The organism is Streptomyces sp. NPDC097129 (genome assembly GCF_055668065.1).
In genome coordinates, this window is sequence record NZ_JBVOQE010000008.1 from 307,222 (window position 1) to 331,078 (window position 23,857).

Consider the following 23,857-nt stretch of genomic DNA (forward strand, 5'->3'; position numbering starts at 1 on the left):
CTCGTGCGACGCCGGGCACCCAGAACGTACCGACTGGTCGGACTGGAGGGAAGGGGTCAGGCGTAGGAGCGCACCCAGCGCAGCCGGGCCGCGTCCTGGTACGGGCCGCCCCCCTCGTGGTCGTTGAACTCGTAGACCTCTATGGCCTTGTCGTCGTGCGCCCAGGCGTGGAAGGCGGCGAACACCGTGGACGGCGGGCACGTCTGGTCCTCCAGCGCCGCCGAGAACAGGGCGGGCGCCCGGCCGCGGGCGGCGAAATGGACGCCGTCGAAGTAGGACAGGGTGCGCAGCGCGTCCTCGGTGCGGCCGCGGTGCGTCTTGAGGTAGAGGCCGATCTCCCGGTACGGGTGGCGGTCGGTGAGGGTCGTCGCGCGCGGGAAGTCGCACAGGAACGGCACATCCGGGGCGACGGCCGCCAGGTCGGGCACCAGACCGCCCACCGCGATCGCGATGCCGCCGCCCTGACTGGCGCCGAGCGCCACGGTGCGCGACGCGTCGGTGAGCGGATGTGAGCGGGCCGCCTCGACGGCCCGGACGGCGTCGGTGAACACACGGCGGTAGTAGTAGTGCTCCGGGGCGTCGATGCCGCGGGTCATGAACCCGGGGTAGGCCGGGGCGCCGCCCACCGGATCGGCGGTGCCGCCCCCGCCGCCCCAGGCGCTGCCCTGCCCGCGCGTGTCCATCACGAAGTGCGCCCGGCCGCTGGAGGCCCACAGCAGGTGCTCGTGCGGCAGCCCGCGCCCGCCGCCGTAGCCGACGAACTCCACGACCAGGGGCAGCGGCTCACCGGCCCCGGCGGGCAGGACCAGCCAGCCCTTGACGGGGTGGCCGCCGTACCCGGCGAAGGTCACGTCGTACACCTCGACGGTGGACAGGCCCGTCTCGACCGGCTCGAAGCGGGCGTCGAGGTCGTGCTCGCGGGCCTCCTGCAGGGTCTTCGACCAGAACGCGTCGAAGTCCTCCGGTTCGGCGGACGCGCTGCGGTAGTCGCGCAGTTCGTCGAGGGGGAGGTCGAACAGGGCCATGCGGGACCGCCTCAGGGTGTGGGGGACATGCGGAACGATCACACCGTACGGGGCGGTGACAGCGCTTTCCAGAGGTGCTCGGCGGTGACGGCCGCGCACGGCCCGGTCCGGCGGGCGACCACCGTCACGCCGGCCGGCGCCGGGTCCACAGCGGTTCGGTGAGCGCCCAGTCCCGGTCCCATTCGTCGAGCCGGTGGCGCAGGGACATCCGGCGCACCACGCCGTGCGCGAGGAGCACCACGGCGACCGTGCCGCCCGTCGCGGCGACCCCCATGGACAGGGTGTGCTGCCAGACGGCGGACTCGGTGGGCGGTGCGGCCACGCTGTGACCGTGGGCGTCGAACCAGACGTCGACCGTGTCGCCGGTGTGCGTGCCCGCCGGGACGCGCGCCGTCGCCGTATGCGTGGCGCCGCCCGGATCGCTCCAGCGCACGGCCACGGGGGTGGTGCGCCGGCTGCCGCCGTCCGCGCTCGGCGGTGCGTCCGGCGTCCTGCCCACGACCCGCGCCCGCACCTCGTGCCGGTCCGCGCGCGCCTGTGTCGCGACCGCCCGTGCCTCGCCGTGTGCCCACCAGCCGGTCAGTACCCCGGCCAGCGGCGCGCCGACGAGCAGGAGCGCCGCGACGACCAGCGCCGTCCACGCTTCCACCACGTCGCACCGGCGCCGCAGCGGATTGCGCCGCCAGCGCCAGTTACGCACCCGGTATCGCATGTCGACCTCCTCGCCGTCACGCGTGCGAGTGCCCACATGGATCTCGTACCCCGTCCAGCAGACATCCTTCACCGGATCCGCGCAACCGGGAAGTCCCGGACGCCCCGAGAAGTCCCGGACGCCCCGGACCGGCCGGGACGTCCGGTCAGCCGAAGCGTTCGATCCGGATGCGGTCCACCGGCTGACCGGCCGCCACCAGCAGCCGCGAGGCGTGCTCGGCGAAGGCGTTCGAACCGCACACGTACGCCTCCCAGCCGCCCGGGGGCGCCCCGGCCACCAGCGGCGCCACCTGCCCGGCGTGCAGCCGTCCCACCGGTACCCCCGCGGGGGCGCGCCGGGTGAACACCGGGGTGGTCTCGGGGCCGTACTCACCCGCGTAGATCAGGTCCTCGGGGCTGCGCGCCGACACCAGCAGCCGCACCGGCGGCGTCAGCCCGCGCGCCCGGTGGTGCCGCACCATCGACATCAGCGGTACGACGCCGGAGCCCGCGCCGATCAGCAGCGCCGGGCGGTCGCCGGGCCAGGCGAAGAAGCCGCTGACCGGGCCGCGCACCTCGAGGGTGTCGCCGGGCCGGGCCACGGTGTGGAACCAGCCGGACACCTCGCCGCCCTCGACGTGGTCCAGGGTCAGCTCGATGTGTCCGGAACCGTCGGGCGCGGACGCGATCGAGTAGTGCCGCTGGGCGACATAGCCGTCGGGCGCGGTAAGCCGCAGCATCAGGTGCTGGCCGGGCAGATGGCCCGGCCAGCCGGGCACGGCCAGCCGGAACGTGGCGGCGCGCGCGGTCTCCCGGCGGATCTCGGCGACGGTCGCGGTCTGCCACGCGGCGGCCGTCTGCTCGCTCACGGCGATCCGGCCGGGCACGGCGAAGCGCGTCGGGGGAGTGAAGGTCGTCGAGGGGGTGAAGGTCTCAGTCACCGGAGTACCGCTGCTCCTGCCAGGGGTTGCCGCGCGGATGGTAGCCGTTGCCCTCCCAGAAACCCGGCTCGTCGTGGTCCAGAAGGCGCAGGCCCGCGATCCACTTTGCGCTCTTCCAGAAGTACAGGTGCGGCACCAGCAGCCGTGCCGGGCCGCCGTGCTCGGCGGGCAGCGGGCGGCCGTCGTGGCCGAAGGCGATCCAGGCCCGGCCGCCGGTCAGGTCCGCGAGCGGCAGGTTCGTGGTGTACCCGGTGTGGGAGTACGCGACGACGTGCGTCGCGGAGGCGTGCGGGCGCACCGCGTCGAGGAAGACGTCCAGGGACACGCCCGAGAACCGCGTCCCGAACCTGGACCAGCCGGTGACGCAGTGGATGGGGCCCTCGTACGTGGACGCGGGCAGCTCGCGCGCCTGCGCCCAGTCCCACGTGCGGGGCCGCTCGACCAGCCCGTCGATCCGGAAGGTCCACTGCTCCGGCGCGATGTCCGGGGTGACCTCGGCGGACAGCACGGGCCAGTCGTCGCCCGCGTCGTACTGACCCGGCGGCAGGCCCGGGTCCTGGACGCGGGGGCGTCCGGTGAAGCCTCGGGTGACGTTCATGATTCAACCGTAAGGGGTCGCGGCAGGTGCTCCCGCCTCGCCGTTCCCGCCGATCGTTGCGGCCGTATGAACATCGCGCGGGCCGGGGAATACGGCCGTGAATCCCTCGCTTGCCGCCGGTGAACGGCGAAGGAGAGTGAGGAAGCCCATGCCCCAGGCGTACGTCTTCACCCGGTACGGCGGCCCGGACACCGAGGCGCTCGTCGACGCGGACCGCCCCCGCCCCCGCCCCCGCCCCGGGCCCGGCCATGTGCTGATCGCGGTGCGGGCGGCCGGGGTGAACCCGATGGACCGGAAGCTGCGCACCGGCTCGCGGTGCCCGGGCGAGAGCGAGCCGGACTTCCCCGCGTACTTCGGCGCCGAGGTGGCCGGTGCCGTACGGGAGACCGGGGCGGGCGTCGACGGCTTCGCGGCCGGCGACGAGGTCTTCGGCCGTCCGGTCGTCGGCGGCTGGTCGCAGTACGCGCTGCTGCCGGTGGACCTGATCGCCCGCAAGCCGGCCGGCGTGACCTTCGCCGCCGCGGCCACGCTGCACGTCGCCGCGGCGCCCGCCCACGACGGGGTGCGCCGGCTCGGCCTCGCACCCGGCAGGACGGTGCTGGCCACCGGCGCGGGCGGCGGAGCCGGAGCGGCCGCGGTGCAGATCGCCCGTGCTTCCTGGCTCGGGGCGGCTGGGGTGGCGAGCGACGGCAAGAAGGACCTCGTCGAATCGCTCGGGGCGGTCCACGTGCCCTCGGGACCGGGCCGGCCCGAGCGGGCTCGCGCCGCGGCGCCCGACGGCATCGACGGGATCGACGGGATCGACGGCATCGACGGGATCGACGGGATCGACGGCATCGACGGCATCGACCGGATCGACGGGATCCACGACCTGGTCGGCGGCGAGGTGCTCGCCGAGGCGGTGACCCCGCGTAACGGCGGCGCCCGGCTCGTCACGGCCGCGGCGCCCCCACAGGAGGCCGCACGCCCGGGCGGCTCCCGGGTGGCCCGGGTCCGCGTGAACGCCGTACGGGTAGCGGTGGCCGGGCCGGTGGCGGGGGGCGCGCTGGACCCGCTCGTCACACGGACGTTCCCGCCGGAGCGGGCCGGTGAGGCGCTGCGCGAAGCCGAGCGGGGCCACCACCACGCCCGCGGCAAGACCGTCGTCGAGGTGGCCGCGTGAGCGCCCCGCACGTCCTCGACAACCCCGCCCTCGCCTCACTGACCGGGCCGCACGCCCCCTTCGCCGAGCGGCGCGGCCGGGTGCTGCGCTACCCGCTCGACGTGTCGCCCTGGCTGGCCCTGCCCGACGATCCGGACGCCCGGGACTGGGCCGACCTCGCCGCGCTCGCCGGTCCCGGTGGCGAGGTCCCGCTGCCGGGCTTCCGGGGGCAGGTCCCGCAGGACTGGGAGATCACCTTCCACCTCGAGGGCGTCCAGCTGGTGGACGACGGCCTCGCCGCCGCCCCCGACCCCGAAGCGGTACGGCTCACCCCCGCCGACGTGCCCGAGATGCTGGACCTGGTCGCCCGCACCCGCCCCGGCCCCTTCCTGCTCCGCACCATCGAACTCGGCACCTATCTGGGCATCCGGCGCGGCGGCGCGCTCGTCGCCATGGCGGGGGAGCGGCTGCACCCGCCGGGGTGGACCGAGATCAGCGCGGTCTGCACCGACCCGGCCCTGCGCGGCCAGGGGCTGGCCACCCGGCTGATCCTCGCCGTCGCGCACGGCATCCGGGCGCGCGGGGAGACCCCGTTCCTGCACACCGGCGCGCAGAACACGGGCGCCATCCGGCTGTACGAGTCCCTGGGCTTCCGGCTGCGCCGCCGTACGGCGTTCCTCCAGGCCCGGGTGCCCGACGCACGGCCCGTGCCGGTGGCGTAGGCCCTGTCGTTCGGCTCATCCCGGCGTCGACAGGGCCTGCCGGAGCGGTCCCTCAGGCTTCCTCGTCCTCGGCCGGTGTCCAGGCGTTGTAGCGCACGAGGCAGTCGGCGAAGCGGGCCAGGTCGTCCTCGGGCCAGTCCGCGAGGCGTTCGCGGAAGGCGGCCCGGCGGCTGTCGGTGACCTGGGCGAGGATGCTGCGGCCGGCCTCGGTGAGGTGCAGGACCTGGACCCGGTGGTCCTCCGGGTCCAGCCGCCGCTCGACGAGGCCGGCCCGCTCCAGCGCCGCTACCTGGCGGCTCACCGTGGACTTGTCCAGGGCGTAGTGCGCCGCCAGGTCGGTGGCACGGCAGCCGCCGCTCTCCTCCAGATGCCCGAGCAGCGTGTAGGAGACCAGCGACAGCTCCGGGTGCATCCGCCCGGCCGACGCGCGGGCGCGGCGCGCGAAGATCGTCATCTCGCGCTGGATGGTCTCGACGGCCTCGGCTGCGTTCACTTGCCCTCCTCCGGGGTTCTGGTTGTATAGTACAACTTGTAGAAAGAGTTGTATAAGCCAACTACCTGGAGGAGTGAGCGATGAGGTCGCCCGCCGTGCGCCATGTGCTCACGCACCTGATCACCCCGCTGCTGATGTGCCTGGGCATGGGGCTCGCATACATGGGCGCGTTCGTCACCCCGGAGCCGAACCACCTGCCGGTCGCCGTCGTCGGCTCCGGCCCCGAGACCAAGGTGCTCGCCCAGTCGGTCAAGGACGCCGCCGGCGACAAGCTCGACGTCCGCACGGTCGCCACCCGTGACGCCGCCGTGGACCTGCTGATGCACCGCGACATCACCGGCGCCTACGTGCCGGGCGCGCACAGCCCCGAACTGGTCGTCGCCACCGCCGCCTCCGACATGGGCGCCACCGCCGTCGAGAAGGTCTTCACCCCGGTCGCCGAGAAGCAGGGCGCCCCGCTGAAGGTCACCGACGTGGCCCGGCCCGTCTCCGACGACCCCACCGGACAGGGCCTGTTCTTCCTGCTCATCGCCGTCTCCATCGGCTCCTACGCGTCCGTCGCCGCGATCGGCGCCGCCGGTGGCGCGCTGGCCATGCGGGTCCGCGCCCTGCTGGCGCTCGGCGTCTCGGCCGTCGTCGGCGGCATCGGCACGCTGCTCGCCGGACCGGTCTTCCACCTCGCGCACCACGACCTCGCCGGGATCTTCGGCATGGCGTGGCTGTACTCCGCCGGCATCCTGCTCATCGGCGTCGGCCTGCACACCTTCCTCAAGCGGTGGACCACGCTCGCGATGATGGTGCTGTTCGTGATGCTCAACTTCACCAGCTCCGGCGGCCTGTTCCGGCCCGAGCTGCAGAACGGCTTCTTCGGCTCCCTGCACGCCTTCTGGAACGGCGCCGGCTTCGTCGAGGGCACCCGCAGCCTGCTGTACTTCGGCGACGACGGCCTCGGCCGCACCCTGTGGACGCTGGCGGCCTGGCTGCTGGCCGGCCTCGTGGTGACCGGCGTGGCCGCCCTCCACGAGCGCGCCAAGGCGCCCGCGTCCGCCCCCGCGCCGCAGCCGCAGCCCGAGGAGGCGGCGGCGGAGGAAGAGGTCGAGGAGACCGTCGGAGTGTGATCACCCGGCGAGGGTGCTGAGGTAGGGTGGCGGTCCGGCTGCGGACCGCCCCAGCCGTGCGTCACCGAGGGAGGTGGGACCCATCACCGCAAGGACAGGTCGGGTGCTCTCCCCTCGCCGCGCGCGGACCGCCGGCGGCAGGTGACCCAGGGGGAGCGCCCTTCGGCTACCGAAAGGCCCCTCGGCTTCCATGCCCGCATCTTCCCCCTCCGTTCTCTTCCCCTCCGTCGTCGCCCGACTGCGGGCCGCCGGCTGCGTCTTCGCCGAGGACGAGGCGCGGCTGATCCTGGACACCGCCCGCGGCGACGACGAGGCCGCCGCCATGGTTCAGCGCCGCGTCGCCGGGCTCCCGCTCGAACTCGTCCTCGGCTGGGCCGAGTTCCACGGCCTGCGCGTCAGCGTCGATCCGGGGGTGTTCGTCCCCCGCCGCCGCACTGAGTTCCTCGTCGACCAGGCACTCGCCCACCTCCCGTACGCCTCGGTCGTGGTGGACCTGTGCTGCGGATCCGGCGCGGTCGGCGCGGCCCTGGCCGCCGCGCTGAACGGCGTCGAACTCCACGCCGCCGACATCGACCCGGCCGCGGTGCGCTGCGCCGCACGCAATGTCGCCGCGTACGGCGGTCACGTCCACCGCGGCGACCTGTTCGCGGCGCTGCCGGACCGGCTGCGCGGCCGCGTCGACATCCTCGCCGCCAACGTGCCCTACGTCCCCACCGCCGAGGTCGGGCTGTTGCCGGCCGAGGCCCGCGAGCACGAACCGCTGACCGCGCTGGACGGCGGCGTGGACGGTCTGGACGTGCTGCGGCGCGTGGCCGCGCAGGCGCCGCGCTGGCTGGCCCCGGGCGGCTGTCTGCTGCTGGAGACGAGCGAGCGCCAGGCGCCCACGGCCGTCGAGGCGTTCACCCGGGCGGGGCTCGTCCCGCGACTGGCGGCGGCGGAGGAGGGCTACGCCCACGTGGTCATCGGGACGCGCGCGGTGGACTGAGCACGGGACGGGGCCGGGGACCGCCTCGCGGGACGTGACAGCCCCCGTCGGTCAGCTGCTCTGTCCGGGCGCCCGGCGTCAGCCGCTCTCTCCTCGGGGCGCCCGGCGTCGGCCGCTCTCTCCTCGGGGCGCCCGGCGTCAGGTCGTGGCTCCGCTTCCGGACGCGCTCGGCGACGGCTCGTCGTCCCACCGGTGGTGGCGGAAGCCGTCGTGCCGGTGGCCCGGGCCCCGGTCGGCGAAGTTGCCGGTCAGGGCGCGGACGGCCGTGCGCTTGCCGTCGCTGCCCTTGGTGCCGACGAGGAGGACCGTGTCGCCCTTCTTCGGCATGCTGCCGCGGACGGTGGCGTCCCGGCCCACGGTCCACGTCCACGACGTACCGTCGTCGCTCTTGACGGTGACCTGGTCGCCGGAGACCTTCTCGACGGTGCCGCGCTGCCAGACCCGCACCACCCACTTGCCGGTGCTGGGGTCCTTCACGGTGGCCTCGCCGTGCACGGCCGCACCGAGGCCGAACCCGCCGCCGCCGCGCCCGTGCCGCCCGTCGGGCCCGTTCGGCGACGGCGACGACGAGGCGGAGGCCCCGGGCGGTGCCGGGGAACTGCCCGAGGTGGCGGCGTAGGCGACCGTCCCGCCCAGTGCCAGCACCGCTACGGCGGTGGCCGCGATCACCGTGCGACCGCGCGCTGAGCGGCGTCGCCACAGCTCCCGCGCGGACTCACGCTCCCGCGTGCGCTCCTGGTCCGGTTCGTGCATCGCGTTCACCTCTCCTCGGTCACCGTCACGGCACCCCCTCCTGTGATTGTCCGGGGGGCCCGCTAAGGACGGGGTAACGGTTTCCTGTGAATCGGTCGTTCCCTGTGAATCGGTCGTTCCCTGTGCATCGGCGGTTTCCTGTGCGTCACTCCTCCTGGCGGACCCGTGCGATGAGCAGGGCCACGTCGTCATGGTTGTCGGGGTGGTGCAGTGTGCGCAGCAGCAGGTCGCAGACCTCCTCCAGCGGCCGTCCCGGGCTGTCCAGCAGGGCCAGCAGCATGTCCAGGCGCTCGTCGAGGGAGTTACGGCGCGTCTCCACCAGGCCGTCGGTGTAGAACACCAGCTGGTCGCCCGGGCACACGTCGACGGCCGTGGTGGAGAAGGCGACCCCGCCCACGCCGAGCGGCGCGCCCGTCGGCAGGTCGAGCAGCTCCGGCGCCCGTCCGGCGCGCACCCGGGCCGGCGGCAGGTGCCCGGCGTTGGCGATCCGGCACTGGCCGAGCCGCGGGTCGTGCACGGCGTACACACAGGTCGCGATGGCCTCGTCGAGGCCGGAGGTGATCTTGTCGAGGTGCTCCAGGAGCAGCGCCGGGTCCATGTCCAGGGAAGCGAGCGTGTTGGTCGCGGTGCGCAGCCGGCCCATCGTGGCGGCGGCGTTGATGCCGCTGCCCATCACGTCGCCCACGACCAGCGCCGTCTTGCCGTTCTCCAGTGGGATCACGTCGAACCAGTCGCCGCCGACCTCGCTGGTGGCGCCCGCCGGCTGGTAGCGGGAGGCGACCTCCAGGCCCCCGGTGAGCCGCGGATGGCTGGGCAGCAGGCTGCGCTGGAGGGTCAGGGCGGTGTTGCGGGCGCTCTGGTACCAGCGGGCGTTGTCGATCTGCACGGCGGCCCGGGCCGCCAGCTCCCGGGCCAGCAGCAGGTCGTCCCGGCTGAAAGGGAGCGGGTTGCGGGTGCGTTTGAGGTCGAGGGCGCCGAGCACCTCGCCGCGCGCGATCAGCGGCACGGCGAGGTAGGAGTGCACGCCGGCGGCGGCCAGCAGTTCGGCGGCCTCGGCGGAGCGGGCGATGCGCGGCAGGTTCTCCGGCCGTACGTGCGCCATCATGACCGGACGGCCGGTGCGCACGCACTCGGTCACCAGCCGGTCCGAGTCGTACCGGGCGATCTGCCCCGGAGGGTCGGCCGCCTGCAGCGCCTCCGGCGCGTCCTGCGCCTGCACGGCGAGCGCGCGGATCACCGCCGACTCCGCCGGGCCCAGGCTGCTGCGCCGGCCCTCCACGACCGCCTCCAGCAGGTCCACGGCGGCGATGTCGGCGAGTTCCGGCACGGCCACGTCGGCCAGTTCGCGCGCGGTGCGGTCCAGCTCCAGCGTCGTACCGATCCGGGCGGAGGCGTCGGCGATCACGGCCAGCCTGCGGCGGGCGGCCTCGGCTTCGACGCTCGCCTGGTACTGGTCGGTGATGTCCACGACGGAGACGGCCACGCCGAGCACATTGCCGACGGCGTCCTCCAGCCGGTACAGCGAGATCGTCCAGGCGTGGTCCTCGTCCGGGTCGGCCGGGGTGCGCCCCACGGTGGCCTGGTCGACGACCGGCACTCCCGTCGCCAGCACCCGGCGCGCCGACGACTCCAGCGCGTCCGCGTCCAGGTCCGGCAGCACCTCGCGCAGCCGGCGGCCCAGCTGCTCCTCGGCGGGCAGGCCGTTGACGCGCTCCAGGGCCGGGTTGACCGACACGAACCGCAGGTCGGTGTCCAGCACGGCGAGGCCGATCGGGGACTGGGTGACCATCCGTGTGGACAGCGCCACGTCCCGCTCCAGGCGGCGCACGGTCGACCGGTCGGCGCACAGCCCGAGCGCGTACACGTCACCGCGGTCGTCCATCAGGCGCATGTTGCGGAACTCCACCAGCCGGGTGGTGCCGTCCTTGCGCCGGATGGGGAAGGCGCCGGCCCAGCCCTGCCCGGTCGCCATGACGTCCGCGAACAGCTTCACGACGAGGTCCACATGCTGCTCGTGCACCATGATGTGGGCCGCGTACCGGCCCAGGGCCTCCTGCGCCGAGTACCCGAACAGCTCCTCGGCCTGCGGGCTCCACAGCACCACGCGCCCCTGCGTGTCCAGGACCACGGAGGCGACGTTCAGGACGTCGAGCAGCCCGCTCGGGCGCACCGGTCCACCCGACGGCTGGTCGCCGTCGGTCACGGGAGATCTGGCTGACGTCATCCAGGTACCGCCTCCGCCCGTCCGTGCGGCACGCGTTCCCCCGTGCCGACTCCCCATGTTGTACCGCGCACAACCCTTTCTCCTACGCCTTCGCCCTCACCTCCACCATCCCCCAACACGGCCGGGAACGTCCGGTGGGCGCAGCGGCGACGCGTGTCCGTGCGCGGGCGGGGCGTCGCCGGGGCGACGGAATCCGTTCACGCGGAGGAATGTTTTTGGTCTGTACATGACTAGCAGGCGCCGCCAGACTGTGCGCGACCACCCCCCTGACCGAGGAGTCGGCCCATGCCCCCACGCACCGTCCGGCAACGCTGTCGCACCGCCCTGACCGGCCTGGTGGCCCTTGCCTTCGTGCTGTGCGGCGCCCCGCACGCCACGGCCGCGGACACCTGGAACGAGGTCGGCTCCGACCGCGCGGACCCGCTCACCGAGAGCCAGGGCCTGGCCTCGATCGAGGTCCCGGCCGGCAGCCCCAACCGCTACACCGGCATCGGCACGATCCCGCTGAGCGTCTCCATGCGCGGCTGGAACCATGTGGGCGACCCCGACGCCTCGTACGACGGCCACTACGTCGAGCCGTACCAGCGGGACTCCGGCGACGCGAAGATGTTCCGGGTGCAGGCGCCGGGCGGCGGCTGGTCGGAGTACGTCCACACGCTGAGCCCGGGCGAGGCCCTGAACAACTCCTGGGTGGCGATCAGCCCCGACGGCCAGTGGATGCTCAACGGCGAGTGGGGCACGATGACCCGGCTCCTCGTCCTCCCCACACCGGGCGTCAACCCCGCCACCTCCCCCTCGGCGAACCTCCCGCAGGCCGCGACCGTCCGCCTCGACCACGCCGTCCGTGACGTCCAGGGCTGCGACTTCGTCACCGCGACCCGGCTGCTGTGCGCCTCCGACGACCCCGACGGCACGCTGTTCGGCATCACCAAGCCGCTGCTGCAGATCGACCTGTCCGCCGCGCCGAACGGCACCGCCGACGTGAACGGCCGGGTCAGCGCCCTGCGGCAACTGCCGCTGCGCAGCGCCTGCTCCGGCAGTTTCGAGGCCGAGGGTGTCGACTACGACCGGCGTACCGGCACCCTGCGCGTCATCGTCGTCTCGCCCGGCTTCTGCGTCCTGACCGACAGCAAGACCTACCGCCTCGTGCGGGGCTGAGGCCGCGGGCCCGCTCCGGCCGCCGGCGGCCCTTTGGTGGCCCGCTTCGGCGGCCGGTGCTTTTCTTGGGTGTGGGGGAGCGGCTTCGCGGGGAACCCGCCCTGCCGCAGCGCGTCACGGAAGGAGCAGTGCATGCACCAGCACATGGACAACGAGAAGGCCCACCCGCACTCGGTCTCCCTGGAGATCAGTGACTGCAGCAAGGAGGACGCGCGGACCGTCTTCGACGCGCTCTGCGGGTACTTCGAGTCCGACCGGTGCACCGAGGACGTGCCGGAGCAGCTCTCGGAGGTCCGTCCGATGGTGTGGCTCGGCACGTTCGACGTCGACGACGCCCATGAGGGGGCCGAGAAGACGGTGCGTCCCGCCCCGCTGCACGGCACCGTCACGGCGGACGTCCAGGGCGGGTACTGGGCGATCGACCGCTTCCGCGAGACGCTGGACGGCCTGTTCACCGTGCACGACCTGAGCCACGCCTCGGGCGATCAGGAGCGGGAGCTGCATGTGCGGCTGGAGAGCAGGTGATACCGGCCACCTCGTTGTGCAACTAGTTGCATAAAGGCTCACGGGTCCTCTAGAACAGTGCGCAAGACACCGCGCACGGAGGGCCCGATGAGCCGTTACCCGCACCTGCTGAGCCCGCTCGACCTGGGATTCACCACGCTGCCCAACCGCGTCCTGATGGGCTCGATGCACGTCGGCCTGGAGGAGGCCGAGCGGGGCTTCGAACGCATGGCGGCCTTCTACGCCGAGCGCGCCCGCGGCGGCGTGGGCCTGATCGTCACCGGCGGCATCGCCCCCAACGACGAGGGGCGGCCGTACGAGGGCGGCGCCAAGCTCACCACCGACGCCGAGGCCGACCGGCACCGCCAGGTCACCGAGGCCGTGCACCGCGAGGGCGGGAAGATCGCCCTGCAGATCCTGCACTTCGGCCGCTACGCCTACCACCGCGACCTGGTCGCCCCCAGCCCCCTCCAGGCCCCGATCAGCCCCTTCCCGCCGCGTGAGCTGACCGACGCCGACATCGAGCGCACCATCGACGACTACGCCCGCACCGCGCGACTCGCCCGGCAGGCCGGCTACGACGGCGTCGAGATCATGGGCTCCGAGGGCTACCTCATCAACGAGTTCATCGCCGCGCAGACCAACCGTCGCACCGACCGCTGGGGCGGCTCCTACGAGAACCGGATGCGCTTCCCGGTCGAGATCGTGCGCCGGGTCCGCGAGGCCGTCGGCGAGGACTTCATCGTCATCTACCGGCTCTCCATGCTGGACCTCGTCCCCGGCGGTTCCACCCTCGACGAGGTGATCACCCTCGCCAAGGCCGCCGAGGCGGCCGGCGCCACGATCATCAACACCGGCATCGGCTGGCACGAGGCCCGCATCCCCACCATCGCGACCTCCGTGCCGCGCGGCGCCTACAGCTTCGTCACCAAGAAGCTCATGGGCGAGGTGGCGATCCCGCTGATCACCACCAACCGCATCAACACCCCCGAACTCGCCGAGCAGCTGCTCGCCGACGGCGTCGCCGACATGGTCTCCATGGCCCGCCCGATGCTCGCCGACCCGGAGTTCGTCAAGAAGGCCGCCGAGGACCGCTCCGCGGCCATCAACACCTGCATCGGCTGCAACCAGGCCTGCCTCGACCACACCTTCAGCGGGCTGATCACGTCCTGCCTGGTCAACCCGCGCGCCTGCCACGAGACCGAGCTGGTGCTCTCCCCGACCCGGCTGACCAAGCGCGTCGCGGTCGTCGGAGCCGGCCCCGCGGGCCTGGCCTGCGCGGTCTCCGCCGCCGAACGCGGCCACACCGTCACCCTCTTCGACGCCGCCGACGAGATCGGCGGCCAGCTCAACGTGGCCCGCAAGGTCCCCGGCAAGCAGGAGTTCGACGAGACGCTGCGCTACTTCCGCCACCAGCTCGACGCCCACGACGTGGACGTACGCCTCGGCACCCGGGTGAGCGCCGAGGACCTCGCGGACTACGACGAGGTCGTCGTCGCCACCGGTGTCACCCCGCGCACCCCGGACATCCCCGGCGTGGACCACCCGCGCGTCGTCGGCTACCTCGACGTCCTCCAGGGCGGCGCGGCGGTCGGCGACCGGGTCGCGATCCTCGGCGCGGGCGGCATCGGCTTCGACGTCGCCGAGTACCTCACCGACAGCGGCGACCGGGCGAACGAGGACCCGGCGACGTACTTCCGCCACTGGGGCGTCGACCTGGACTACCGGGCTCCCGGCGGCCTCGCCGCACCGCGCCGGCCCACCACGCCGCGCACCGTCCACCTGCTCCAGCGCAAGACCAGCAAGGTCGGCGCCGGGCTCGGCAAGACCACCGGCTGGATCCACCGCACCGAGCTCAAGCACCGCGGCGTCACCATGGTCCCGGGCGTGGCGTACGACCGGATCGACGACGCCGGTCTGCACGTGACCGTCGACGGCGAGAGCACGGTCCTCGAGGTCGACACCATCGTGCTGTGCACCGGCCAGGAGCCGCGCCGGGACCTGTACGACGCGCTGGTGGCGGCCGGCCGCAAGGCGCACCTGATCGGTGGCGCCGACGTGGCCGCCGAACTGGACGCCAAGCGCGCCATCAAGCAGGGCACGGAGGTCGCCGCCTCCCTCTAGGGGTGCGGCGCGTCCCTAGGATGACCCCATGTCCCTGCCGCACGCGATTCTCACTGCCCTGCTGGAGAAGCCGTCCTCCGGGCTGGAGCTGACCCGCCGCTTCGACAGGTCGATCGGCTACTTCTGGTCCGCGACGCACCAGCAGATCTACCGCGAGCTGGGACGCCTGGAGGCCGAGGGGTACATCCGCGCGCTGCCGAGCGAACAGCCGGCCCGCGGGCAGAAGAAGGCCTACGAGGTCCTGCCCGCGGGCCGCGCCGAGCTGCAGCGCTGGACGGCCGCGGCGCAGGAACCGAGGCCGCTGCGTGACGCCATGCTGCTGCGGCTGCGCGCCGCCGCCGTGGTCGGCACCGCCGGCCTGGAGGACGACCTGCGGCGCCATCTGGAGCTGCACGAGCGGCAGTTGGCGGAGTATCTGCGGATCGAGCAGCGGGACTTCCCGCCCGGCAAGGACGGGGCTCAGGACCGGCTGCGGCACCTCGTGCTGCGGGCCGGGATCGACCTGGAGACCTTCTGGACGCAATGGCTGGCGCACGCGCTGGAGGAGTTCGAAGCCCTCGGCGAGGCCGCCGAGCCCGTCACAGACGATGCGGCTTCGAGCGGCGGCGCAGGAACCACGCCGCCCCGATGACACCGCCGCCCACCAGCGCCGCGCCCACACCCATCGTGACCGGGCCGTAGTCGCGGGCGGCGCCGCCGAGGCCGCCCATCACCCCGCGTGAGGGCGAGGACGACGGCACGGGGCGGACGGTGGGCGCGGCCGGCGAGGAGACGATCACCGACTGGGTGCCGGCGGTGGTGTTGTTCGCGCACATCACGACGACCGTGTAGGTGCCCGGGGAGACGTTCGACCAGGCGGCGGACTGGCTGACGCCGGTGCCCGAGAGCGCCACCTGGCGGCCCTGGGCGAAGTTCGCCTGGCTGCTGTTGAGCAGCGCCGCCGTGCCCCAGCTGCCGCTGATCTGGGTGCAGGCGCTGGTCACCACGGACACGGTGGTCCCGGTCGTGCTCACGGAGATCCCGGAGCCCCGGGCGGAGGCCGGTCCCGCGGCGATGAGGGCGAGCGGCACAGCGGCGGCGGCCGCCACGGTCAGGCCGTGACGTCTGAAGAGGTGCAAGTCGCGCATGGGTGTCCTCCGGCGGCGGCACGGTTGGCGGTACATCCCTTGCGCCGCCGAGGGTGGGGAACGCCCGTGCTGCCTCAAGGGGCAGCCAACGCCGCACGGCGCCGACGCGCACGCGGAGAGCCCCCGGGCAGGTGACGGATTCCCACCGACGGCCCAGGTCCCATCGCGGGTCACCGGCCGGCGCCGGTGGTCACCGTGCGCTCCGCCGACCAGCCGCCCCAGGTGCCGTCCGGCAGCCGGGCCCGCAGCCGCAGCCGGTGGCGCACCCCGGGCTCGCCGCCGGCGTAGAAGCTGTAGTCCGCCCGGTCCCGCGGCGCGTCGGCCCCCCACACCAGGGAAGTCGCCGTCCGCCCGTCGAGCTGCAACTGGTACTCGCCGACCGGCCCGTCCGTGCGCGGCGGAACCCAGGACAGGTCCAGGTAGTACGCGCCGCCCGCCTCGTGGCTCGTGACGCGGAACGCGGCGGGCGCGGTGTCCCGGCCGTCGTCGGTGCCGGGGGCCGTGGTGAGAGGGAGCGGCCCGGCGGCGGGGGAGAGGTTGTCGGCGGCGTCCCGGGCCCGCACGGTGAAGGCGTACCGGGTGCCCGGCCGCAGACCCGTCACGACCGTCGCCGTCTGCGTCCCGCCCACGCTGTGGATCTTCACACCGCCCTGGTAGACGTCGTACGACACCACCTTCCGGTCGTCCCGGGAGGCCGTCCAGGACAGCTGGACCGCCGTGCTTCCGGCGCTGCGGCCGGTCAGCCGGCCCGGGCGGGTCGGTGCCGAGCGGTCCGCCGCCGCGGCGGCGGGGGTCGTCGCCGTGACCTCCCGGCTGGGCGGCCCGAGCCGGCCGGCCCGGTCGCGGGCGCGTACCGAGAAGACGTATGTCGTGGCAGGCCGAAGCCGGACGACGTCCACCATGCGCTCGCCGGCCGGCACGTCCGCCACCTTCGCGCGGTCGCGGTACACCTCGTAGCCGCGGATCCCGGCGGCGGCCGAGACCGCGTTCCACATGACATGGACGCTGGTCGCGCTGCCCGCGGTCGCCGTGACCCCGGCCGGCGCACCGGGCTGCGCCCCGCTGTCGGTGTCGTCCGCGCCCGCCCGTCCGCAGGACGCGACGAGCAGCAGGACCACCGTGTACAGCACCACGCGTCGCACGACGTGCCTCCCGGGTCGGTCGCCGAGGATGACGGGCAAAGGTCCGGACCAATGGGTTCACCATGGCATCGGTGACGCGTCCGCATCAAGGGTGTCGTGGCTGACACGTGTGCGGCCCGGGCATCGGTGCCCCCACGGGCGTTACGTATGCTGAGGCTCCGCGCGGCCGAACTCTCCGGGAGCGCTGGGGAGTTCGCGCCGCGGGCGCGGACCGCTGTCGTCGCTGTTGCCGCGCCGGACACGGGCGGCCGGGAGGCCGGAGCCGAGACAGGCCCGGCCTTCCGGCGCCTGGCGGGACGTCAGGGCCCGTGCACCGTACGGCCCCGCCCGGTGGCCGGGGTGCGAAACCCGCCCCAGATTGGCTGAGTGTCCGTCACCGTCTCCCACGAGAGGGTCCCTCCGTCGTGCGTGTCCCCTCGATGACGCTGGCCGCGGCCGGGCTGGTGCTGCTGGCCCCGGCGCTGCCGTCCGCCGCCGCACCGCGGCCGCCCGCCGCGGGCCCCCAGGCTCTCGTGGCCGTCCGGTCACCCGGAGCCGTACGCGCCGCCGAGCTGCTCGCCCGGGCCCGCTCCTGCACACCCGTCTCCCGAGGCCGCTACCGCACCGACGAGGACGCGCCGCCCACCGTCCCCGTCTGCGGCACCCACGACGCCGTCATCTGGACCGCGGACCTGGACATCGACTGCGACGGCCGGCCCACCCCGCGCTGCAACGGCGACACCGACCCGCTCTTCGCCGAGGCCACCGCCTTCGCACAGGCCGACGGCCGCTACCCGAGCGCCGAGGCCCTGCCCTACATCGTCGTGCCCGCGCCGAGCGCCCGCTGGGACCACCGCCGGGACGGCGTGCGCGGGGGCTCGGTCGCCGCCGTCGTCCACCGCGGCCGCGTCCAGTACGCCGTCGTCGGCGACATCGGCCCGAGCGACATCATCGGCGAGGCCTCCTACGCCACCGCGCGGGCGCTGGGCATCCGGGCCGACCCGCACGGCGGCGGCACGCCCTCCGGGGTGACCTACATCGTCTTCAAGGACTCCGAGGTCAAGCCCATCGAGGACCGCGCGGCCGCAGCGGCGATGGGGGAGCGGCTGGCGCGGCAGTTCGTACGGGGCGCCCGGGCCGCACGCGCGGGCGGCTGAGCGGCGTACGACGGGCGGGGAGCCCGCGTGGCCGCAGGGTGCACCGGTGCCACGGCCGGGCTCACACCTTCCGGTAGTCGTACGCCTCCTTCGCCGCCGCCTCCACCGCGTCGAGGCCGGCGCCCGTGGCCGCCGTGACGACCGCGGCGACCGCACCCTCGACGAACGGCGCGTCCACCAGACGGGAGCCCTCGGGAAGTTCGTCGCCCTCCGCGAGGAGCGCCTTCACGGTCAGCACGGCGCTGCCGAGGTCGGTGAGGACGGCGACCCCGGCACCCCGGTCCACGGAAGCGGCCGCGGCGGCGATCAGCTCCGCGCTGGTGCCCAGGCTGCCGCCCTCGGTACCACCGGCCGGGGCGACCGGCACCGCCGCGCCGCCCCCGGACAGCGCCTTCGCCAGCTTGGCCACCGACTCCGCCACGTCGGCGCTGTGGGACACGAGCACGATCCCGACCAGCTTGTCGTCACTCACCGTGTGCCTCCGCGAGGGCCGCGATCAGCAGGGCCGACGAGGTCGCCCCCGGATCCTGGTGTCCGATGCTGCGTTCGCCGAGATAACTGGCCCGGCCCTTGCGCGCCTGCAACGGCGTGGTGGCCTGTGCGCCCTGCTCGGCGGCGGCGCGGGCCGCGGCGAAGCCGTCACCGAGCGCGTCGACCGCCGGGAGCAGCGCGTCGATCATGGTCTTGTCTCCGGGAGCGGCGCCGCCCAGCGCCATGACCGCGTCCACCCCGGCGCGCAGCGCCTGCGCGAACTGCTCCTCGCTGACCTCGGCGGCGTCGCCGAGCGTCTTTCCGGTACGGCGCAGCAGGGTGCCGTACAGGGGCCCGGACGCGCCGCCGACCTTCGAGATCAGCTGCTTCGCCGCCAGCATCAGCACCGCGCCGGGCGTGTCGGGCGCCTCCTCCCGCAGCGCGGCGGTCACGGCGGTCAGTCCGCGCTGCATGTTGCTGCCGTGGTCGGCGTCCCCGATGGCCGAGTCGAGCGTGGTGAGGTGTTCGGCCTCGCGGTTCACGGACGCGGCGGCCGCGGTCAGCCAGCGGCGGAAGAAGTCGGCGTCGAGCACGTGATCTCCTTGCGTGGTAGGGATGCGGCCAGGGATGTCACTCACCTGATGATCACCGTGTCACATGCCCCAGCGCAGCCCCGGCGTGCTCACCGGCGCGTCCCACAGCCGCAGCAGTTCCTCGTCGACCTGGCACAGGGTCACCGAGGCGCCCGCCATGTCCAGCGAGGTCACGTAGTTGCCGACCAGGGTGCGGGCGACGGCCACGCCCCGCGCGGCGAGCACGCGCTGCACCTCGGCGTTGAAGCCGTACAGCTCCAGCAGCGGGGTGGCGCCCATGCCGTTGACCAGGGCCAGGACGGGGTTGCGCGGGTTCATGTCCTCGAGGATGGCGTTGACCGCGAAGTCGGCGATCTCCCCGGAGGTCATCATCGCCCGCCGCTCCCGCCCCGGCTCGCCGTGGATGCCGATGCCCAACTCCAGCTCGCCCGGCGGAAGGTCGAAGGTCGGGCTGCCCTTGGCCGGAGTGGTGCAGGCGCTCAGGGCCACGCCGAAGCTGCGCGCGTTCTCGTTGACCTGCCGCGCGATCGCCTCCACGCGCTCCAGCGGCTGCCCCTCGTCGGCGGCGGCGCCGGCGATCTTCTCCACGAACAGCGTCGCCCCGGTACCGCGGCGGCCGGCCGTGTAGAGGCTGTCGGTGACCGCCACGTCATCGTTGACCAGCACCTTCGCGACCTGGATGCCCTCGTCCTCGGCCATCTCGGCCGCCATGTCGAAGTTGAGGACGTCGCCGGTGTAGTTCTTCACGACGAACAGCACGCCGGCGCCGCTGTCCACGGCCGCCGCGGCGCGCAGCATCTGGTCGGGCACCGGAGAGGTGAACACCTCACCCGGACAGGCCGCCGACAGCATGCCCGGACCGACGAAACCCCCGTGCAGCGGCTCGTGTCCCGAGCCCCCGCCGGAGATCAGCGCGACCTTGCCCGTCACGGGGGCGTCCCGCCGCACGATCACCCGGTTCTCGACATCGACGGTCAGCTCCGGATGGGCGGCCGCGATTCCCCGCAGCGCATCGGCGACGACGGTCTCGGGGACGTTGATCAGCATCTTCATGGGTGCCTCCCGGTGAGATGGGCAGGTGGGCCCTCGACCGTATTTTCCCAGGTCGGGTTGAGTATGGCCAGTTATTGATCTTGGCGGTCGGTGGTGGCGCCGGTCGGGCTCCCGCGGTGCTGATGCCGACCTGGTGCCGACTTCGGTGACGGATCGTCAGGTGCCTGTCGTCGTCGTTGCTGGATCGCTTCACACGCCGATACCGGAAGTATCGACCTTGCGGCCGGGAAGGTCACGGGAACGGCCTGCTGTGACCGGTCGGGGCGCCGGGCGGCCACCTCCTCGTCCTTGGGTCCGGGGTGCCGCGCGCCCGGCACCCGAAGGCGTCCACGCCGATGACCAGGAAAGGATAAAGGCCTAAAATGGGCACATCTGGCGTATGTGTATCACTACTCCGTGGGGAGAGTGTGCCCATGTCAACGGGAACGCTTCTGGCGATCATCATTCCTGTCGTCGTGGTGATCGCGTTGGCCGCGGTGGCGGCCTCGATGCTGATGCGGCGCCGTCACCTCCGTGAGCGCTTCGGCCCGGAGTACGACCGGACAGTCCAGGACGCCGACAGCAGGTACGCCGCCGAGCGTGAGCTGAGGGCTCGTGAACGGCGGCACGACTCACTGGAGATCAAGCCGCTGCCCCCGGTCTCCCAGGATCGTTACACGCGTGAGTGGACCAGTGTCCAGGAGGAGTTCGTCGACCGGCCGGAGCAGGCGGTGCACGACGCCGACCGGCTGGTGGCCTCCCTGATGCACGAGCGCGGGTATCCGACCGAGGGATTCGAGCAGCAGATGAAGGACCTGTCGGTGGAGCATGGCTCCACGCTCGAGCACTACCGGGCCGCCCACGAGGTCGAGACCCTGACCACGCGTACGCAGGCCACGACCGAGCAACTGCGCGGTGCCATGGTGCACTACCGCGCACTGTTCGACGAACTGCTCTCCGACGGCGGCGGTCGAGCGCAGCCCTCCCGCTCCTGACGCGATCACAACCCCGCAGGGAGAAACCGCCATGCACAGCAACGAGGAATCGAACCGCACAGCCGGTCTGTCCACCGACGACCTGGCCGCCCCGGCCGGCGCCGGAACGGGAACACCCGCTGAAGCCCCCCTGTATCCGGGTGAGGCCACCCCGGCGACGGCGGCAGAGGGGGAGGGTGGCGAGCGCGCCGCCGGCGCGACGCAGACCCAGGCCCAGCAGGAAGCCGGAACATCAGGGGCCGCCGACGCCTCGGACGGTTCGGGGGTCGCCGGCGCCTCGGGTGCCTCGAAGACTTCCGGCGCCTCCGCCGACGAGGCGCCGCAACTGCTGACGGACGACGAGGAGCATGGCTTCCGCGACCGCTGGCAGGACATTCAGAACAGGTTCGTCGACGACCCCCGCGAGGCCGTGCAGCAGGCGGACACACTGGTTGCGGACGTCATGCAAACCCTGGCCTCCACCTTTGCCCAGCACAAGAGGGACCTGGAGGCCCAGTGGGGCCAGGGTGAGCAGGTCGACACCGAAGAACTGCGCGGAGCGCTGCGCCGCTACCGTTCCTTCTTCAACCGGCTGCTCAGCACGTAGGAGCACCACCGACTACCGGCCCCGCAAGGAACCGCGACCGCACCGGAGCGTCCCGGGCCCCGTTCGGGCGCTTCGGCGCGTCACGGTTCGGAAGGACCCGGCGGACATCCGCCCCGTGGCGGATCCCGGTCAGGAGGCCGGGTCGGAGGGTCGGCGAGCTGACGGACTCAGTGGCGGAGCCGCAAGCGATGCCGCCAGGAAGGGCGGCCCGCGGTGTCGTCCTCCGCCTCCGGTGCCTGCTCAGCAGGATCCGGCCCCGTGAAGTAGGCGCTGTCCTTGGGCCGCTGGCGGTCCGCCGCCGGACGGGGGCGCGGGGCCGGCTCCAGGTGGGGGATGTACTTGGAGCAGTGGATGTAGGCCTCGTCGACGGTCAGATGGACCCACAGCTGGGGTTGGCGACCGGGCGCCGCGTCCGTCGGCAGATGCGGGTACCACGTACGGAGTTCCTGATCGGTGTACAGCCGTACGGTGCCATTGACGTGGAGCCCTATATGGTCATGGGTGAAATCCATGAACAGCATGCCGAGGTGGGGGTTTTCGGTCATGTTGCCCGCGCTGGCCAGCACGCCGTTGCCCCGGTATTCGGGGTAGGTCAGAGTGCGGTCGTCGAGGGAGACGCAGAACCCCGGCGGCCCGGAGCGGAAGCTGGTGTCGCAGGCTCCCCGGGAGTCCGCGGTCGACAGGAACACCATGTTCTGCCGGGCTATGAACTCCCGCATGGCGGGCGTCAGGTAGGGGTGTACCTGGCGGTCGTAGAAGTCGGCCGCCCGGTCAGTGGTGCCGAGTTGCTGCTGCAGCAGCCGTTCACCGAGTGAGCCGGTCGTCTCGGGGCCGTTCACAGCTGGTCGGTCTCCTCTTCGCGCGGGGGCGGCCCCAGCGGGGCGGTCAGGACGGGGACGTCCCAGGGGTCGTAATGGATGTGGTGCGGCGGGACACCGTGACGCCGCAGGGCCTGTACGGCTTCGCTGAGCATCTGCGGTGGGCCGCACAGGTACGCCTCGTGCCGGTACCAGGGGCCGAATTCCGCCAGTACCTCGGGCAGCGTGCCCTCCAGGCCCACGATGCGCTGGTGGGAGACCGCGGCCCGGACGCGGAGCCAGTGGTAGCGCTGGGACATGCGCAGCATGTCGTCGAGCCCGTACAGTTCGTCCGCGGTCCTGGCACCGATGAACAGACTGACCTCCTGGGCCTTGCCGATGCCGTCCTGGGCCGCCTGCTCGATCAGGGCGCGCATCGGAGCGAGGCCGGTTCCGCCGGCCACGAAGAGCAGGTCCCGCCCAGCGGTCGGCCGCAGCACCATGTCGCCTTCCGGCGGGCCCAGCCGCACGGGGTCTCCCGGACGCGCGTGATGGACCAGTGCGTTGCTGACCTTGCCTCCGGCCACGGCGCGAACGTGGAAGGTCAGCCGGGAATCGGACCGTGGGGCGTGCGCGGGGGAGTACTGCCGCCACAGTCTCGGCGCCCAGGGCGTCTCGACGCTCACATACTGGCCCGCCACGAAGGGGTAGGGCAGCTGCGGCTGGACGGTGATCTCAGCGATCCCGGGTCCGCGGTGCACGTGCTCGACGATGTGTGCCTGCCACACGGCCGGCCGGTGGCGTGCGTCCTCCTCGGCGGCCTGTGCCATGACGCTCGCGGCAGCGGTGTAGGCACGCTGCCATGCCCCCGCCAGCTCCGGACTCCAGGCCGGTCCCGCGTAGCGGGAGAGCGCCAGCAGCAGGCATTCGCCGACGGCCGGGTAATGAGCGCTTTGCGTGCCGAACTTGCGGTGCCCACGACCCAGGCGCGAGCAGAACGCCACGAGACTGGGGGGATCGTCGACCAGTTCCACGATGCGCAACAGGCCGCGCACCAGTCGATCCCGCTGGACGTCGAGTTCGGCCGGGAACAAGCCCCTGACCTGCGGGTAACGGGCGAAGAGGAGGTCGTAGAAGTACGTAGCCAGCTCGGTGACGTGGGGAGCGACGACCGCCAGGCCGGCCCGTACCAGTGCAACGTCCTCAGCGCTGACGGGAGGCTGGGCGGCTGCGCTGTGATGGGCCGCCGTGGTGGGGACGAACCCGGGCGGGGTGGCCTCGCTCCATCCATGTGCCGGTCCCGGCGGCGTATCTGTGTTCCAGGTGTGTTGCATGGATCCGAATCTGCCCATCACCGTTGATCCCAGGCGTGTCCCGCCGCGACCGCGCCGCCGGAGTGAAGACAGAACCCCTCGTCCACCTCCGCGATGAGCGCACGACACGTCGGCTCAGGCCGCATCACGCCAGGCCGGACTCGCCCACCCAGGCCGCTCGCTCGTTTC

The 23,857-nt window shown here is 73.2% G+C and carries 25 protein-coding genes; 11 read left to right on the forward strand and 14 right to left on the reverse strand.

Annotation, left to right across the window (positions count from 1 at the left end; translation table 11 throughout):
• Positions 1–56: 56 nt before the first annotated feature.
• From AC0B9F_RS24050 to AC0B9F_RS24065, 4 genes are all read right to left on the reverse strand, one after another.
• The gene (locus AC0B9F_RS24050; protein ID WP_472005880.1) at positions 57–1,025 is read right to left on the reverse strand and encodes an acetylxylan esterase; all 969 of its coding nucleotides are present in this window, start codon (positions 1,023–1,025) and stop codon (positions 57–59) included.
• 124 nt (positions 1,026–1,149) lie between these two features.
• Positions 1,150–1,737: an Rv1733c family protein gene (locus tag AC0B9F_RS24055; protein ID WP_472005882.1), complete on the reverse strand. Its 588-nt coding sequence runs from the start codon at positions 1,735–1,737 to the stop codon at positions 1,150–1,152.
• Between the two features lie 145 nt (positions 1,738–1,882).
• A complete protein-coding gene (locus AC0B9F_RS24060; RefSeq protein ID WP_472005884.1) occupies positions 1,883–2,656 on the reverse strand; it encodes a ferredoxin reductase in 774 nt (257 codons plus the stop codon).
• Entirely contained in the window at positions 2,649–3,254 is a 606-nt protein-coding gene (locus AC0B9F_RS24065) for a sulfite oxidase-like oxidoreductase (RefSeq protein WP_472005886.1), read from the reverse strand. Before AC0B9F_RS24065 ends, AC0B9F_RS24060 begins: the two co-directional genes overlap by 8 nt.
• Before the next feature lie 148 nt (positions 3,255–3,402).
• Here AC0B9F_RS24065 and AC0B9F_RS24070 point away from each other — a divergent pair, with 148 nt between their 5' ends.
• Positions 3,403–4,416, forward strand: a complete 1,014-nt coding sequence (locus AC0B9F_RS24070) for an alcohol dehydrogenase catalytic domain-containing protein (protein WP_472005888.1) — start codon at positions 3,403–3,405, stop codon at positions 4,414–4,416.
• Positions 4,413–5,117, forward strand: coding sequence for a GNAT family N-acetyltransferase (locus tag AC0B9F_RS24075; protein ID WP_472005890.1), 705 nt, complete (start codon positions 4,413–4,415; stop codon positions 5,115–5,117). The genes AC0B9F_RS24070 and AC0B9F_RS24075 overlap by 4 nt, the downstream gene beginning before the upstream one ends.
• A 52-nt stretch (positions 5,118–5,169) precedes the next feature.
• Here the strand turns inward: AC0B9F_RS24075 and AC0B9F_RS24080 are convergent, their stop codons facing one another.
• Positions 5,170–5,610, reverse strand: a complete 441-nt coding sequence (locus AC0B9F_RS24080) for a MarR family winged helix-turn-helix transcriptional regulator (protein ID WP_472005892.1) — start codon at positions 5,608–5,610, stop codon at positions 5,170–5,172.
• 80 nt (positions 5,611–5,690) lie between these two features.
• Between AC0B9F_RS24080 and AC0B9F_RS24085 the strand changes: the two genes are divergently transcribed.
• Complete coding sequence (locus tag AC0B9F_RS24085) at positions 5,691–6,728, forward strand: ABC-2 transporter permease (RefSeq protein ID WP_472005894.1); 1,038 nt, start codon at positions 5,691–5,693, stop codon at positions 6,726–6,728.
• Between the two features lie 190 nt (positions 6,729–6,918).
• Positions 6,919–7,713 carry a putative protein N(5)-glutamine methyltransferase gene (locus AC0B9F_RS24090; protein ID WP_472005896.1) on the forward strand — a complete coding sequence of 265 codons (795 nt, stop codon included), beginning with the start codon at positions 6,919–6,921 and terminating at the stop codon, positions 7,711–7,713.
• A 138-nt stretch (positions 7,714–7,851) separates the two neighbouring features.
• On the opposite strand, the gene AC0B9F_RS24095 is transcribed toward AC0B9F_RS24090, so the two are convergent.
• A complete protein-coding gene (locus AC0B9F_RS24095; RefSeq protein WP_472005898.1) occupies positions 7,852–8,466 on the reverse strand; it encodes a hypothetical protein in 615 nt (204 codons plus the stop codon).
• 145 nt (positions 8,467–8,611) lie between these two features.
• Entirely contained in the window at positions 8,612–10,690 is a 2,079-nt protein-coding gene (locus AC0B9F_RS24100) for a SpoIIE family protein phosphatase (RefSeq protein ID WP_472005900.1), read from the reverse strand.
• 285 nt (positions 10,691–10,975) lie between these two features.
• On the opposite strand from AC0B9F_RS24100, the gene AC0B9F_RS24105 reads away from it, so the two are divergent.
• The 4 genes from AC0B9F_RS24105 (at position 10,976) to AC0B9F_RS24120 (ending at position 15,107) form a co-directional block, all read left to right on the forward strand.
• The gene (locus AC0B9F_RS24105; RefSeq protein WP_472005902.1) at positions 10,976–11,848 is read left to right on the forward strand and encodes a hypothetical protein; all 873 of its coding nucleotides are present in this window, start codon (positions 10,976–10,978) and stop codon (positions 11,846–11,848) included.
• Positions 11,849–11,992: 144 nt separating this feature from the next.
• Positions 11,993–12,373, forward strand: coding sequence for a hypothetical protein (locus AC0B9F_RS24110; RefSeq protein WP_472006123.1), 381 nt, complete (start codon positions 11,993–11,995; stop codon positions 12,371–12,373).
• Positions 12,374–12,460: 87 nt separating this feature from the next.
• Complete coding sequence (locus AC0B9F_RS24115) at positions 12,461–14,476, forward strand: NADPH-dependent 2,4-dienoyl-CoA reductase (RefSeq protein ID WP_472005904.1); 2,016 nt, start codon at positions 12,461–12,463, stop codon at positions 14,474–14,476.
• Between the two features lie 28 nt (positions 14,477–14,504).
• Complete coding sequence (locus AC0B9F_RS24120; protein WP_472005906.1) at positions 14,505–15,107, forward strand: PadR family transcriptional regulator; 603 nt, start codon at positions 14,505–14,507, stop codon at positions 15,105–15,107.
• On the opposite strand, the gene AC0B9F_RS24125 is transcribed toward AC0B9F_RS24120, so the two are convergent.
• Together AC0B9F_RS24125 and AC0B9F_RS24130 are read right to left on the reverse strand one after the other, a co-directional pair.
• Positions 15,055–15,603 carry a hypothetical protein gene (locus tag AC0B9F_RS24125; RefSeq protein WP_472005908.1) on the reverse strand — a complete coding sequence of 183 codons (549 nt, stop codon included), beginning with the start codon at positions 15,601–15,603 and terminating at the stop codon, positions 15,055–15,057. The two genes, AC0B9F_RS24120 and AC0B9F_RS24125, sit on opposite strands and share 53 nt — an antisense overlap.
• Positions 15,604–15,773: 170 nt before the next feature.
• On the reverse strand, positions 15,774–16,745 hold the full coding sequence (locus AC0B9F_RS24130) for a fibronectin type III domain-containing protein (protein ID WP_472005910.1): 972 nt from the start codon (positions 16,743–16,745) through the stop codon (positions 15,774–15,776).
• Positions 16,746–17,149: 404 nt separating this feature from the next.
• On the opposite strand from AC0B9F_RS24130, the gene AC0B9F_RS24135 reads away from it, so the two are divergent.
• Complete coding sequence (locus AC0B9F_RS24135) at positions 17,150–17,881, forward strand: glycoside hydrolase family 75 protein (RefSeq protein WP_472005912.1); 732 nt, start codon at positions 17,150–17,152, stop codon at positions 17,879–17,881.
• A gap of 61 nt (positions 17,882–17,942) precedes the next feature.
• On the opposite strand, the gene AC0B9F_RS24140 is transcribed toward AC0B9F_RS24135, so the two are convergent.
• From AC0B9F_RS24140 to dhaK, 3 genes are read right to left on the reverse strand one after another with little or no spacing between them, the layout of a single operon-like run.
• Positions 17,943–18,353: a PTS-dependent dihydroxyacetone kinase phosphotransferase subunit DhaM gene (locus AC0B9F_RS24140; RefSeq protein WP_472005914.1), complete on the reverse strand. Its 411-nt coding sequence runs from the start codon at positions 18,351–18,353 to the stop codon at positions 17,943–17,945.
• On the reverse strand, positions 18,346–18,945 hold the full coding sequence (dhaL, locus tag AC0B9F_RS24145; protein WP_472005916.1) for a dihydroxyacetone kinase subunit DhaL: 600 nt from the start codon (positions 18,943–18,945) through the stop codon (positions 18,346–18,348). The genes AC0B9F_RS24140 and dhaL overlap by 8 nt, the downstream gene beginning before the upstream one ends.
• Positions 18,946–19,005: 60 nt before the next feature.
• Positions 19,006–19,998, reverse strand: a complete 993-nt coding sequence (gene dhaK, locus AC0B9F_RS24150) for a dihydroxyacetone kinase subunit DhaK (RefSeq protein ID WP_472005918.1) — start codon at positions 19,996–19,998, stop codon at positions 19,006–19,008.
• 413 nt (positions 19,999–20,411) lie between these two features.
• On the opposite strand from dhaK, the gene AC0B9F_RS24155 reads away from it, so the two are divergent.
• A complete protein-coding gene (locus AC0B9F_RS24155) occupies positions 20,412–20,972 on the forward strand; it encodes a hypothetical protein (protein WP_472005920.1) in 561 nt (186 codons plus the stop codon).
• 31 nt (positions 20,973–21,003) lie between these two features.
• The gene (locus AC0B9F_RS24160) at positions 21,004–21,558 is read left to right on the forward strand and encodes a hypothetical protein (RefSeq protein ID WP_472005922.1); all 555 of its coding nucleotides are present in this window, start codon (positions 21,004–21,006) and stop codon (positions 21,556–21,558) included.
• A 167-nt stretch (positions 21,559–21,725) separates the two neighbouring features.
• Here the strand turns inward: AC0B9F_RS24160 and AC0B9F_RS24165 are convergent, their stop codons facing one another.
• Both AC0B9F_RS24165 and AC0B9F_RS24170 read right to left on the reverse strand, forming a co-directional pair.
• Complete coding sequence (locus tag AC0B9F_RS24165; protein WP_472005924.1) at positions 21,726–22,397, reverse strand: pyridoxamine 5'-phosphate oxidase family protein; 672 nt, start codon at positions 22,395–22,397, stop codon at positions 21,726–21,728.
• Positions 22,394–23,689: a globin domain-containing protein gene (locus AC0B9F_RS24170; protein ID WP_472005926.1), complete on the reverse strand. Its 1,296-nt coding sequence runs from the start codon at positions 23,687–23,689 to the stop codon at positions 22,394–22,396. Before AC0B9F_RS24170 ends, AC0B9F_RS24165 begins: the two co-directional genes overlap by 4 nt.
• Positions 23,690–23,857: the final 168 nt, after the last annotated feature.

Coding starts and splice junctions, on each gene's coding strand:
- dhaK (WP_472005918.1), bottom strand. CDS start 19,998: ATGAAGATGCTGATCAACGTCCCCGAGACCGTCGTCGCCGATGCGCTG.
- AC0B9F_RS24170 (WP_472005926.1), bottom strand. CDS start 23,689: ATGCAACACACCTGGAACACAGATACGCCGCCGGGACCGGCACATGGA.
- AC0B9F_RS24110 (WP_472006123.1), top strand. CDS start 11,993: ATGGACAACGAGAAGGCCCACCCGCACTCGGTCTCCCTGGAGATCAGT.
- AC0B9F_RS24155 (WP_472005920.1), top strand. CDS start 20,412: ATGTCAACGGGAACGCTTCTGGCGATCATCATTCCTGTCGTCGTGGTG.
- AC0B9F_RS24050 (WP_472005880.1), bottom strand. CDS start 1,025: ATGGCCCTGTTCGACCTCCCCCTCGACGAACTGCGCGACTACCGCAGC.
- AC0B9F_RS24100 (WP_472005900.1), bottom strand. CDS start 10,690: ATGACGTCAGCCAGATCTCCCGTGACCGACGGCGACCAGCCGTCGGGT.
- AC0B9F_RS24055 (WP_472005882.1), bottom strand. CDS start 1,737: ATGCGATACCGGGTGCGTAACTGGCGCTGGCGGCGCAATCCGCTGCGG.
- AC0B9F_RS24065 (WP_472005886.1), bottom strand. CDS start 3,254: ATGAACGTCACCCGAGGCTTCACCGGACGCCCCCGCGTCCAGGACCCG.
- AC0B9F_RS24090 (WP_472005896.1), top strand. CDS start 6,919: ATGCCCGCATCTTCCCCCTCCGTTCTCTTCCCCTCCGTCGTCGCCCGA.
- AC0B9F_RS24070 (WP_472005888.1), top strand. CDS start 3,403: ATGCCCCAGGCGTACGTCTTCACCCGGTACGGCGGCCCGGACACCGAG.
- AC0B9F_RS24095 (WP_472005898.1), bottom strand. CDS start 8,466: ATGCACGAACCGGACCAGGAGCGCACGCGGGAGCGTGAGTCCGCGCGG.
- AC0B9F_RS24105 (WP_472005902.1), top strand. CDS start 10,976: ATGCCCCCACGCACCGTCCGGCAACGCTGTCGCACCGCCCTGACCGGC.
- AC0B9F_RS24120 (WP_472005906.1), top strand. CDS start 14,505: ATGTCCCTGCCGCACGCGATTCTCACTGCCCTGCTGGAGAAGCCGTCC.
- AC0B9F_RS24125 (WP_472005908.1), bottom strand. CDS start 15,603: ATGCGCGACTTGCACCTCTTCAGACGTCACGGCCTGACCGTGGCGGCC.
- AC0B9F_RS24160 (WP_472005922.1), top strand. CDS start 21,004: ATGCACAGCAACGAGGAATCGAACCGCACAGCCGGTCTGTCCACCGAC.
- AC0B9F_RS24085 (WP_472005894.1), top strand. CDS start 5,691: ATGAGGTCGCCCGCCGTGCGCCATGTGCTCACGCACCTGATCACCCCG.
- AC0B9F_RS24115 (WP_472005904.1), top strand. CDS start 12,461: ATGAGCCGTTACCCGCACCTGCTGAGCCCGCTCGACCTGGGATTCACC.